This is a genomic window from Vibrio sp. 10N.239.312.C11 (assembly GCF_041466065.1).
Classification (GTDB): Bacteria; Pseudomonadota; Gammaproteobacteria; order Enterobacterales; family Vibrionaceae; genus Vibrio; species Vibrio tasmaniensis_A.
In genome coordinates this window covers 1-11,474 of sequence record NZ_JBFSRZ010000082.1, presented here as the reverse complement: position 1 = coordinate 11,474, position 11,474 = coordinate 1, and the positions used below count along the sequence as shown (strand labels likewise).

General features: G+C 44.3%; 9 protein-coding genes. 2 read left to right on the top strand and 7 right to left on the bottom strand.

Going from position 1 to position 11,474, the window contains the following annotated elements; translation table 11 throughout:
• The 3 genes from AB6D07_RS21645 to AB6D07_RS21635 form a co-directional block, all read right to left on the bottom strand.
• A partial coding sequence (locus tag AB6D07_RS21645) for a FimV/HubP family polar landmark protein (protein WP_372140749.1) occupies positions 1-3,216 on the bottom strand: 3,216 nt, incomplete at its 3' end.
• Between the two features lie 209 nt (positions 3,217-3,425).
• Positions 3,426-4,439, bottom strand: a complete 1,014-nt coding sequence (locus AB6D07_RS21640) for an aspartate-semialdehyde dehydrogenase (RefSeq protein ID WP_012603484.1) — start codon at positions 4,437-4,439, stop codon at positions 3,426-3,428.
• 12 nt (positions 4,440-4,451) lie between these two features.
• On the bottom strand, positions 4,452-5,585 hold the full coding sequence (locus AB6D07_RS21635) for a 4-phosphoerythronate dehydrogenase (RefSeq protein WP_017104030.1): 1,134 nt from the start codon (positions 5,583-5,585) through the stop codon (positions 4,452-4,454).
• Positions 5,586-5,632: 47 nt separating this feature from the next.
• On the opposite strand from AB6D07_RS21635, the gene AB6D07_RS21630 reads away from it, so the two are divergent.
• A complete protein-coding gene (locus AB6D07_RS21630; RefSeq protein ID WP_017104029.1) occupies positions 5,633-5,974 on the top strand; it encodes a hypothetical protein in 342 nt (113 codons plus the stop codon).
• A gap of 140 nt (positions 5,975-6,114) precedes the next feature.
• On the opposite strand, the gene fabB is transcribed toward AB6D07_RS21630, so the two are convergent.
• Positions 6,115-7,326 (bottom strand): beta-ketoacyl-ACP synthase I, encoded by a 1,212-nt coding sequence (fabB, locus tag AB6D07_RS21625; RefSeq protein ID WP_009848735.1) that lies wholly within the window; start codon positions 7,324-7,326, stop codon positions 6,115-6,117.
• Positions 7,327-7,382: 56 nt separating this feature from the next.
• Here fabB and mnmC point away from each other — a divergent pair, with 56 nt between their 5' ends.
• Complete coding sequence (gene mnmC / locus AB6D07_RS21620; protein WP_017104028.1) at positions 7,383-9,533, top strand: bifunctional tRNA (5-methylaminomethyl-2-thiouridine)(34)-methyltransferase MnmD/FAD-dependent 5-carboxymethylaminomethyl-2-thiouridine(34) oxidoreductase MnmC; 2,151 nt, start codon at positions 7,383-7,385, stop codon at positions 9,531-9,533.
• Between the two features lie 154 nt (positions 9,534-9,687).
• Here mnmC and AB6D07_RS21615 read toward each other — a convergent pair whose 3' ends face one another.
• The 3 genes from AB6D07_RS21615 to AB6D07_RS21605 all read right to left on the bottom strand — a co-directional run bounded on the left by AB6D07_RS21615 (position 9,688) and on the right by AB6D07_RS21605 (position 11,201).
• Positions 9,688-10,209: an NADPH-dependent FMN reductase gene (locus AB6D07_RS21615; RefSeq protein WP_017104027.1), complete on the bottom strand. Its 522-nt coding sequence runs from the start codon at positions 10,207-10,209 to the stop codon at positions 9,688-9,690.
• Between the two features lie 188 nt (positions 10,210-10,397).
• Positions 10,398-10,661, bottom strand: a complete 264-nt coding sequence (locus AB6D07_RS21610) for a YfcL family protein (RefSeq protein WP_009848738.1) — start codon at positions 10,659-10,661, stop codon at positions 10,398-10,400.
• Positions 10,662-10,670: 9 nt separating this feature from the next.
• Positions 10,671-11,201: an elongation factor P hydroxylase gene (locus tag AB6D07_RS21605; RefSeq protein WP_012603480.1), complete on the bottom strand. Its 531-nt coding sequence runs from the start codon at positions 11,199-11,201 to the stop codon at positions 10,671-10,673.
• Positions 11,202-11,474: the final 273 nt, after the last annotated feature.

Below are 11,474 nucleotides of genomic sequence, written 5' to 3'. Positions count from 1 at the left end.
CTCTGGCTCTGGCTCTGGCTCTGGCTCTGGCTCTGGCTCTGGCTCTGGCTCTGGCAAGGATTCAACGACATCTTCAAACTGATCGCTACCTTGGATTTTCGGTTCAAAGTCAAAATCAGAGGCAACATTCGCAGGCGACTCTACATCGTCTATAGCTTCGGCTAACCAGTCTTCAACCGTCTCTTCATCATCTTCAGAGATATCATTTAAAGACGATGGCGATACTTGCTCTTCATAACTAGCAGCGATCTCTTCACGCTGTTCTTGGGCGTCGGCTTCTTTCGGCTCTGGTTCTGCTTCTTGTTGTACAGTTTCTTCTTGAACTCGCTCTTCAAAAACTGGTTTGTCAAAATCAGAATTCTCAGAGAGCAGTGAGTCGATATCCAGTTCATCATCTTCAACCGATGATGCGGTTTCTTCAGCGGATACTATTTTTTCCGCTGACACTTCATTGCTGGCTGAAAGAGACGCTTGCTCTGGTTCAACCGTATTTTCAATTAATGACTCAACAGGCTCTTCTGTCGCTGGCAATAAATCATTGTCATCAGAAGTCATTAACTCATCAATCAATGCTTCGTCTGTTGTTTCTAGCGAGTCATCAAGTAAAGCATCTGTTGCCGGTGCGACACCGAACAAATCATCGATAAAGTCATCACGATTAAAGGCTTCATTATTTTCTGGCTTAACGTCTGCACTGTCTTGAATCACTTCCGAATCTAACGATTCATCACTAATGACTTCAGCTTGTGGTGTTGCACTAATGTCCGATGCTTGCTCAGACTCAGCTTCAGGTGTTTCTGAGGTTAACGGAGTAAGTTCGACCTCTGAATCCTTTTCGGACTCATCGCTGGCGTTGTCAAAACCAAAGGCTTCGTCTAACTCTTTATCAAACGCCTTCTCTTCAGGTTCAAGCTCGTCTTCAATGCCACTTGTCAGTAGATCATCAAATGGGTCTAAAGATTCTGAATCTTGTTCATCGGTTTCACCGACTGATAGCTCATTACCTAGCAGTTCATCTAACGTCTCGTCACCTTCGACGGTAAGTTGAGCATCATTGGCGTCATCGTCTAGAAAATCATCTAGTAAGTCTGTGCTCTCGGCATCGAGTTCAAAGTCATCATCAGAATCATCAATCAACTCATCCAAGGTTTCAGTACTGTCTTCCGAAATATCTAGCTCATCATCGGTCGACAAGCCTGAGAGTTCTTCGAGTTCAGATAATGAGTCAAAACCTAGAGGATCACTCTCAGACTCATCATCCGATTCATCTTCCAACATATCATCTAGGAGATCTGTTGAATTACTGAGATCAACATCATCCCCTGTCAATTGCTCATCGAGCAGGTCGACACTGCCTTGAGTTTCTTCACTTTCGGTTGGCAGATCAAACTGAGAAAGGATGTTATCGATATCATCATCAGACGCCAAAGCGCTGTTTAGATTCTCAGCAACCTCGTCATCATTATCGAGATTCATTGGCTCATTGACTTGATCGTTCTGAGCCGCAACCTGAGCGAAGATGTCATCAATATCATCTTCTACACTAGGAGCCGAAGGTTGTGACGTCTGCTGCTCTGAGATCAACGAATCGATATCAAATTCATCGTTGCTCACACCCGCAGGTGCAGTATCGCTCTGTTGCTCAGAGATAAGCGCATCAATGTCAAAATCATCGGTTGCTGATGTGTCGGTATTAGAAATCGAATCACTTTGCTCTTCTGAGATTAAAGCATCAATATCGAAGCTATCATCATCTTCATCATCAAGCGCAAATAGATCGTCTAATAGAGATTGGTCTAGTTCGTTAGAGCCTAGGTCTTCAGTCTCAGAATCCTGTGATAGTAGCGATTCAATATCTTCATTCGACATTGAGTTATCATCTGAAAGATCAAAGTCGGCCTCATCAGAACCGAGTTCGCTTTCTGATGTTTTATCAAGTGCGCGCTCCATCTCTTCAAGACCAAGCGCCTTGTCATCGCCATTGACACTAATGCCGTTGCTGCTGTCTAACTCCAGATCATCGAAGTTAGTGTCTAAGTCACCATTTTCGCCAATACTCGCAAATGGGTCGTCATCGTCATCATCGAGATTAAAATCGAGATCAGAATCATCTAAACCTGCAAATACATCTTCTTCAGGCGATGCTTGGTCATCAAATAACTTATCAGCATCATCTTCATTGCCAAATTGTTCATCGTCTAAAGACAATTCATTATCAAAGTCGTCCATCTCATCGCCTAAAGCGATAGGCGCGACGCTACTTACATCTGATTGAATTGGTTGGTTTTGTGTCGGCTGATCATCATTTTTAGAACGGCGCCCCAACAAGATCACTATGATAAGACCAAGTAGCAGACCTGGAATAACCGCAAGAGCAGTAACTAACCAACCATTTGATAACAATTGATCCATGGCACTTGGAGCCATTTTTGCAATCTCAGCGTTCTTTCTACGCTCTTCATCAAGCAGCTTTTCCACTTCGCTACGAATGCGGTCTTCATCACTAAGTTCTGTTTTTAGCTCATCTACTTCCAATTGAACATTCGACAACATCAGACGAAGTTGATGGTTTTTCTCTTCAAGTGACAATAGCTCAGTTTCTGAAAGCTCTAGCTGTTTCTCTAGCTTGTTCATCTCTTGGGTTGGAGCTGATTGAGCTGGAGATGATTGAGTTGGAGACAATGGCTTTTTAGCGGCTTCAGCTGTGCTTACTTGCTTAGCAGGAGCAACATTTTTTGCATCAGAACTCGACGCTTTTGGTTTTGAAGCGACAGGCTTACTTGCAGGAGCATCGAGCTTAGCAAGGTGCGCATTCATGATGTTAACGGCTTGCTGTGTAGAACTTGCACGTGCTTGCTCTAAAGAAGGCACTCGTAAATTACTGGCAGGCAGCAAGCTGTGGATATTCTGGTTTTCAAACGCTTGTGGATTTAGACGATAAATAGCCAACAAGGTTTGCTGAACTGAAACGGAATTATCAGGGCGTAACTTTGAGGCAATTGACCACAATGTTTCCGACCCCAAAGTTGGGCCGTAAAAACGAGAAGGCCCAGCACGATTCAATTGTGCTCTTTGAAGAGGTTCGGAAAACGTAGGCGCTGATTGTATCTGGCCATTAGGCCCTACAACTCGAATGGAATCTGCACGAACAACGGAAATCTGAGTCGCCATGAGAATGGCAAAAGGCATTAACCACGGCTTGAAAAATTGAAACATAAAAGGCTCAGCTAGGTGCTTAAATTCGAATAAATTGATGAACTGTTAAATATATCGGATAAACGACGTAAAGCTATAGAGATGAAAACAAAAAATGTGTTGCAGCGACAATATTCGCAGCAATTTCACACAATTTAACTAACAATATTTTCAATCGATTAAAAAAGCCCCACTAAAAGAGTGAGGCTTGTTTATCAAAGCAGTGAAGCTTAGAAGTAATCGCGAATCAGAACTTCCGCGATTTGAACTGCGTTTGTTGCTGCGCCTTTACGAACGTTATCAGCGACAACCCACATGTTCACACCGCTGTGATGGCTGATGTCGTTACGAATACGACCAACCATTACGTGGTCTTTACCACCAGCATCACGAACCTGAGTTGGAAAATCTAGAGCTTGGAAAACTTCAACGCCTTCCGTGTTCTCTAGAAGCTGAATAACTTGCTCAGCACCGATTGGCGCGCGAGTTTCAATGTGTAGAGATTCAGCGTGACCATAGAACACAGGAACACGAACACAAGTCGGGTTAACCGTGATTGATGAATCAGCAAAGATCTTTTGAGTTTCCCAAACCATCTTCATTTCTTCACGAGTGTAGCCGTTCTCTGTAAATTCATCGATTTGAGGAATACAGTTGAACGCGATCTGCTGTGAGAACGCTGACTTGTCAGCTGGCATACCGTTAAGAAGCTTAGCCGTTTGACCTGCTAGCTCATCGATACCCGGCTTACCTGCACCAGACACAGATTGGTAAGTTGAAACGTTAATACGCTCAAGGCCCACTTCATCGTGAATCGGTTTAAGTGCTACTACCATCTGAATAGTAGAACAGTTCGGGTTCGCAATGATGTTGCGGTTACGGAACTCAGCAATCGCTTCAGGATTCACTTCAGGCACAACCAGAGGAACATCGTATTCGTAACGGAAACGTGAGGTGTTATCGATAACAACCACACCTTCGTCAGCGGCGATTGGAGCCCAACGTTCTGAAAGCTCGCTACCTGCAGAGAAAAACGCAATATGTACTTGAGACCAGTCGAAGTCTTCTACATTTTGTACTTGTATTGTTTTGCCGTTAAAACGGGAAGTTTTGCCTTCACTACGTTCACTTGCTAGTAAGTGCATTTCACCGACAGGGAATTTACGCTCTTTAAGTACTTCAAGAATGGTTTCACCAACCGCACCAGTCGCACCTAAAATAGCAATATTAAATTCTTGGCTCATTGTTTCTCTCTTTTATAAAGTTGGCTTTACCATAAAACCGAGTTTAGATAACGGCGTTAAATTACAAGATTCGTCGCCCGTTAACTCGACTGCACTGTACTCTCTGCGGTCCCAATATTCTTTACGCATCTTGTCAAAAGAACCCGGCGTAGAGATATTGCGACGGAATAAGGCGTCGTCTTTGCGCACATCATAGATCAACTGAGTCAAATTGTGCAGTGTTGCTTCATCCCAAGCTCTATCTAATTTCATTTGAGGCACTGGCGCTGTCGGCAGAAGGTCGCTTGCATAAGCACGCTGTTCAGTACCTAAAAACTCACAATAACTGTTGAAGATCATCGTAGTACCACGCGCTTTACCCTCTAAACCGTAGCCCGCTACGTGAGGTGTTGCAAAAGCGAGCAACGGAAGAAGTTCAAAGTCGACTTCAGGTTCAAACTCAAACACATCAAGAACGGCAGTGAAACCATCGGCTTTTTGCAAGCGAGCTTTTAACGCTTGGTTATCAACAACTGGGCCACGAGCCGCATTAATCAGAATTTGGTCAGCACGTAAATTGTTCAGTACTTGCTCATTGATCAAATGATGCGTTGGGAACTCACCCGTCTTAGTGATTGGCGTATGCAATGTAATAACGTCTGACTGCTCAAGCAGAGTATCTAGCTCAGTAAATTCGCGAGTATCACCCTCTTGCTGTTTTAGAGGATCGTTCAGCAGAACTTTAATACCAATACCTTCAAGGCACTTTGCTAAATAGCTACCCACTTGGCCACAGCCGATAATACCGACCGTTTTTTCGAATACAGAGAAACCTTGCTGCTGAGCCAACACCATCATCGCGCTGAACGCGTACTCAGCCACACCCACCTTGTTACAGCCTGGGGCTGCGGTGAAGAAAATGCCACGCTCTTTCATCAATTCTTGGTCAACGTGATCCATACCAGCTGTTGCGGTTCCAACAAACTTAAGCTTGTTCGCTTTGCTGATCAGCGCTTCATTGACCTTGGTCACCGAACGAATCATCAGGGCATCTACGTCAACAAGATCGTCAGCGGTTAGCGTTCGACCGGACTTCATTGTCACTTCACCTAGCTGGCTAAAAAGCGCTTCAGCATAAGGCATATTTTCATCGATTAAGATTTTCATTTGGCGAGTACTTTTGTTGGGGTCTATCGACCTAAATGTGAATTGAAATGATTGTGCAAAATTCCACACACGGTGTCGAGTCGCAATTGGAATACATTATAAATAAAGGGCTGAATCGCCTAGTCTGCACAAACAAGAACAGAAATAAGAACCAAGACCTAAAATCAAAAAGCAAAAGTCAGAAGACTAAAACGAAAAATGCCCGATTGAATAAACAATCGGGCAAACATCCAGAACAAAAGGATCCTATCTCGCTCTCCAGGAGACAGAGTCTTGCGTCTGTTCAACCAGTACTAACCAAAGCCAGTACTGATCAAGCTCTGGAAACCTTTCAACTTCTAAATCTTGATTTAAAAAGCTATTTTCTAAAGCGAAGCTTACAAAGCTAGGGTTAAAAAACACGCTTAAAACCATATTTATAAAAGCTATGTTCTGATGGTCATGATTACTGGGTGACCTGTGCGTGTTGAATCAGCACTCACATCACCCACTAACGATTAACCTTTTATTAATTTAACCTTAGCTTCAATTAGCCTTGGTATTTTTTGATTACTAGCGTTGCGTTCGTACCGCCGAAACCAAAGCTGTTAGACATAACCGTTGTTAGCTCTTGTTCACGAGCTTCGGTTACGATGTCTAGGCCTTCGCCCGCTTCGTCTAGGTTTGCAACGTTAATGCTTGGTGCGATGAAGCCGTTATCAAGCATTAGCGTTGAGTAAATTGCTTCGTGTACACCAGCCGCACCTAGAGCGTGACCTGTCATCGCTTTAGTTGCTGAGATTGCTGGGCTATTGCCGCCAAAGACTTCTTGGATTGCACCAAGTTCTTTAACGTCACCAACAGGAGTTGAAGTACCGTGAGTGTTCACGTAGTCAACGCCATCAACGTTTTGCATTGCCATCTTCATACAACGAACCGCGCCTTCGCCAGAAGGAGCAACCATGTCGTAGCCATCTGAAGTCGCGCCGTAACCCACGATCTCGCCGTAGATTTTTGCGCCACGAGCAACAGCGTGCTCAAGTTCTTCGATAACTAGCATGCCGCCGCCACCAGAGATAACGAAACCGTCACGGTCAGCATCGTAAGTACGAGAAGCCAATTCTGGCGTGTCGTTGTACTTAGTAGAAAGTGCGCCCATTGCGTCGAACATCATAGTCAGAGACCAATCCAGTTCTTCGCCGCCACCAGCGAATACTACGTCTTGCTTACCAAGTTGGATAAGCTCCATTGCGTGACCGATACAGTGTGCAGATGTTGCACATGCAGAACTCATAGAGTAGTTCACACCACGGATTTTGAAAGGTGTTGCTAGACAAGCAGAAACCGTAGAAGCCATTGTACGTGGAACCATGTATGGGCCAACGCGCTTCACGCCTTTTTCACGGATGATGTCTACTGCGTTTACTTGGTTTAGAGATGAAGCACCACCTGAACCCGCTACGATACCCGTGCGGTCATTAGATACTTGATCTTCAGTTAAACCAGAGTCAGCAATTGCTTGCTCCATTGAAAGATAAGCGAATGCCGCTGCATCACCCATAAAGCGCATTTTTTTGCGATCGATATGGTCAGCAGGGTTCATTTTTAGGTTACCCCATACTTGAGAGCGCAAGCCATTTTCCTTGAACTGCTCTGAAGCGGTAATACCTGATTTACCCTCTTTCAGTGATGCTAAAACTTCTTCGACGTTGTTACCGATACTTGAAACAATACCCATACCGGTGATTACGACTCGTTTCATGTGACATTCCTATAATTCTAAATTCAGCTAGATGATAACTAAGAAGCCTAACAAAAGTGGTCAGCTTTCCTAGAAATTCGTACAATCCCTACCAACATATCGCTTCAAATCACAAAATGATAGATTTTATGACTTCAATTACTAATGCAGAGCTGGAATGGAATGAGTCTGGCACGCCAGTTTCAGACCAATTTGACGACGTTTACTTCTCTAATGTTAACGGTTTAGAAGAAACTCGCTACGTCTTTTTAAAACAAAACCACCTTCCAGAGCGTTGGGTTGAACATCAACAACGCCGTTTTGTGATTGCTGAAACCGGTTTTGGTACAGGTTTAAACTTTCTCGCAGTCTGGCAATGGTTCGATGCTTTTCTTAAAGATAACCCACAAGCTATGACCAAAGAGTTACATTTCATCAGTTTTGAAAAATATCCTTTAAATAAAGATGATCTAATCAAAGCGCACCAATCGTGGCCAGAATTAGCGGAGTATGCGACACAACTCCAAGAACACTACCCGATTGCCCTGCCCGAATGTCACCGCATTGTGTTAGGCGATGGTGCTATCACGCTTGATTTGTGGTTTGGTGATATTAAGGATTGTATGCCAAACGTGCCGACCCCTCGCAAAGGTTTAGTCGATGCGTGGTTCTTAGATGGCTTTGCTCCAAGCAAAAACCCTGAAATGTGGAATCAAAACCTATTCAACGGAATGGCCAAACTGGCAAAACAAGATTGCAGCTGTGCAACGTTTACCGCTGCCGGTTTTGTTCGCCGCGGTTTAATCGAAGCTGGCTTTGCGATGAAAAAAGTTAAAGGCTTTGGTACTAAGCGGGAAATGATTGCCGGACGACTTAGTGAGAAGCACGCTCACACCAACATTAAACCTTGGTATGGCCTTTCAGAGCACAGTGAATCACAAGACATTGCGATCATTGGTGGTGGTGTCGCCAGTGCTGCATTAGCCAAAACGCTAAGCCGACGTGGTAAAAACATCACCCTTTATTGTGAACATCAACAAGCTGCGGGCAACGCCTCTGGCAACAATCAAGGTGCCATTTATCCGCTACTCAGCGAAGCGACATCGAACGTGTCTCGCGTGTTTGGTCCAGGGTTACTGTTTGCTCGCCAATTTATGAATCAAGCGGCTCAGTCTGTCCAATTTGATTACAGCTGGTGTGGCGTGAACATTTTGATGTGGGATGAAGGCTCCACTAAAAAGCTCAATCGCATGTTAGAAGGCAATTTCCACACAGATCTGATTCAGCGTTTAACGCCAGAGCAAGCCAACGAAAAGATTGGCTTACCAGTCGATAAAGAGAGTGTCTACTTTCCACTGGGAGGTTGGTTAAGCCCTTTCCAATTGACTCAAGGTTTGATTGGCAGGTTAGAAGAGACCAACCAAGTGAGCGCGCACTATCAACATCAAGTAACGCAACTTGAATGGTTAGAAACAGAACAGCAATGGTTGCTGACACTTGAGACACCTCAAGGTGAGATTCAAACCAAGCACGACCAAGTAGTTGTCGCGAACGGACACAAATTCACTCAGTTTGAACAAACTCGCCCCGTACCTCTGACGCCAGTTAAAGGGCAAGTGAGCCATATCCCGAGCACAGAAAATCTCAGCCAGTTAAAAACGGTATTGTGTTTTGATGGTTACTTAACGCCACAAAATCCAAATAATGGTCACCACTGTATTGGAGCGAATTACGATAAAACCAATATCGACCAAGAATTTGATATTGAGGTTCAACAACATAATGGTGAGCGCCTACATGGGTCGCTACCAGATCAAGCATGGACAAAAGATGTCGACACCAGTGACAATTTAGCGCGCCAAGGTATCCGCAGCGTAAGCCGTGACCACCTTCCGTTTGTCGGAAACGTTGGCGATTTTGAATCAATCAAAGAACAGTACCAAGACCTGCATAACTTCAACCCGCAACGTCACTCTGTTGATGATATTCAAACGGTAGCAAGCTTCCCTAACCTATACTGCTTTATCGGGCTAGGCTCACGTGGCTTGAGCTCTGCGCCATTATTAGCTGAAGTGTTAGCATCGCAAATTTGTGGCGATCCGCTTCCCTTACCTGTCGATGTGCTTGAGGCGATTCACCCAAGCAGAATGTGGGTGCGCAGACTGCGTAAAGGCAAAGCATTAACGGCTGGATGGGTTGCAGACAAGCACTCTAAATCAAATTCATAGTTTCTAGTTCAGCTATTCTGAACATCTGAAGTTTCTGAATATCAGAAATATCTAAAACTAAAGGCTAAAAGCTAGAAAGCCCGATCGACATTATGTCACTCGGGCTTTTTGTTGTTCGTGTTGACCTAAACTGATGTTCTAAACGGAGCAGTATTTACAGCTTAGCAACCGCGTCTTTAATCTGTTGGGCGATCTCTTCGTTGCTGATAGCACCGGACTCAAAATCAAAGTTATCGTAGAAGCTAGGCACTGAAAGCGATGCTTTAACGTTACCACCAAAGTACGGAGCCGAACCCGTTGCTGCGCCAAGTACTGTTTGTGCGCCACCAGGGCCTGGTGATGTCGCTAAGTAAACCGCAGGTTTCTCGCCAAATACTGAACGCTCAATGCGTGTCGCCCAGTCAAATAGGTTTTTGTACGCCGCTGGGTAGTGGCCGTTGTGCTCAGAGAAAGAGATAACAAATGCGTCAGCTTCTGCTAGGTCACGTAAGAATGCTTGAGCACCTTCCGCTTGACCAATCTCTTTTTCAGTGTCTTCACTGAACATAGGAACGTTGTAATCGTTGATGTTTAGAACTTTGACTTCAGCACCTTCAATCAAGTTAGCTGCGTAAGTTGCTAGAGTTTTGTTGATAGAGGTAGAGCTGGTGCTTGCGCCGAATGCGATAACTTTCATGATGTGACCTTTTCTGCGATTCCGTTAAGTGGGATTAGAATAACGTAGTCAGAAAATGGAACCATCACAAGGATTGAACGGACTCATTCAAAAAATTCGAATGAGTCTCAAATTATTGGTTCGCTCAAAAATGAGGAGGGAGAATTGTGAGCGAATAGCGCTAGACGAATAATGCTAAACGACTAAAATTAAGCTTGGTTTTGCAGCTCAACCCAAAGGTCATTAACGATCGTACGATCGGCTGGCGTCAATTCAGAACGTGCGTCTTCTAGGCTCTTCTCAATACGCAATTTAACTTCTGCTACGTCTTCAATGCCGTCTTCTTCACATGAAGCTACTGAAAGAGAAATATGACCACGTAAGTAACCACCAGCAAACAGTTCATCATCTGATGCGTTTTCAATGCGAGCATCAATTAATTCAAGTAGTTTTTCTTCAAATTCGATAATCATAATATTCTCTTATTTCACAATAAATTGGCTAGTACATAAAGGCGCAACATCATAGAAGCTGCGTAATGCTTCAGAGAGCATTTTCACGCGAGGCGGCAGACCAGCTTCAAAGATACCCATGACTTCGCTGTGTACTTTATTCATAAAGGCCAAACGATCTGGCTCAAAATCGCCGTGTAGATTGTCACAGCTAACATTAAAAGGAAAGCCTGCGCTGGTCGCAATGATCCACTCATACGCTTGTGGGCGAATTTCCACTTTTTCAAACTCAGCTTGAACCGACTCAGTTCGGCCATCAGGCTCATACCAGTAACCAAAATCTTCCAATAAGCGACGCTCAGGACCAGCCACACACCAGTGCGCTATCTCGTGAAGTGCTGAAGCATAAAAGCCGCGAGCAAATACGATACGGTGATGAGGAATCTCCTCATCGGCTGGCAGGTAAATAGGCTCGTCCGCTCCCAGTTCTAGCTTAGTATTGAAGCTCTCGAAAAAGGTTTGATTGAAAATGTCGATGATGTCTGGGTATTGGTGTGTCATAAGATCAAATTTAAGTAAAAAGAACTGGGGCATTTTGCGTTTTTTTAAGCGCTCGGTAAAGCCCTATCACTGGCAATGACATTAGGTTCATCATAATACTTTACGATGACAATCGATTGCTGATCCCAGATTACACCACTTTGAGGTGAATGATTAGTTTAGCTAATCTGAAATGCCAATTCACGGTACAAATATTCATTCGTCAATCAGCGTTTTTACGTATCCGCCCCATGAACCCACGGGGCGACTTGTCAGTGTTTGAAGTTCCAAGGC

Excerpts from the sequence above, each read along its gene's own strand:
- AB6D07_RS21640 (WP_012603484.1), bottom strand. The coding sequence starts at position 4,439 with ATGAGCCAAGAATTTAATATTGCTATTTTAGGTGCGACTGGTGCGGTT.
- AB6D07_RS21630 (WP_017104029.1), top strand. The coding sequence starts at position 5,633 with ATGATTGTGCAAAATTCCACACACGGTGTCGAGTCGCAATTGGAATAC.
- AB6D07_RS21635 (WP_017104030.1), bottom strand. The coding sequence starts at position 5,585 with ATGAAAATCTTAATCGATGAAAATATGCCTTATGCTGAAGCGCTTTTT.
- AB6D07_RS21615 (WP_017104027.1), bottom strand. The coding sequence starts at position 10,209 with ATGAAAGTTATCGCATTCGGCGCAAGCACCAGCTCTACCTCTATCAAC.
- fabB (WP_009848735.1), bottom strand. The coding sequence starts at position 7,326 with ATGAAACGAGTCGTAATCACCGGTATGGGTATTGTTTCAAGTATCGGT.
- AB6D07_RS21605 (WP_012603480.1), bottom strand. The coding sequence starts at position 11,201 with ATGACACACCAATACCCAGACATCATCGACATTTTCAATCAAACCTTT.
- AB6D07_RS21610 (WP_009848738.1), bottom strand. The coding sequence starts at position 10,661 with ATGATTATCGAATTTGAAGAAAAACTACTTGAATTAATTGATGCTCGC.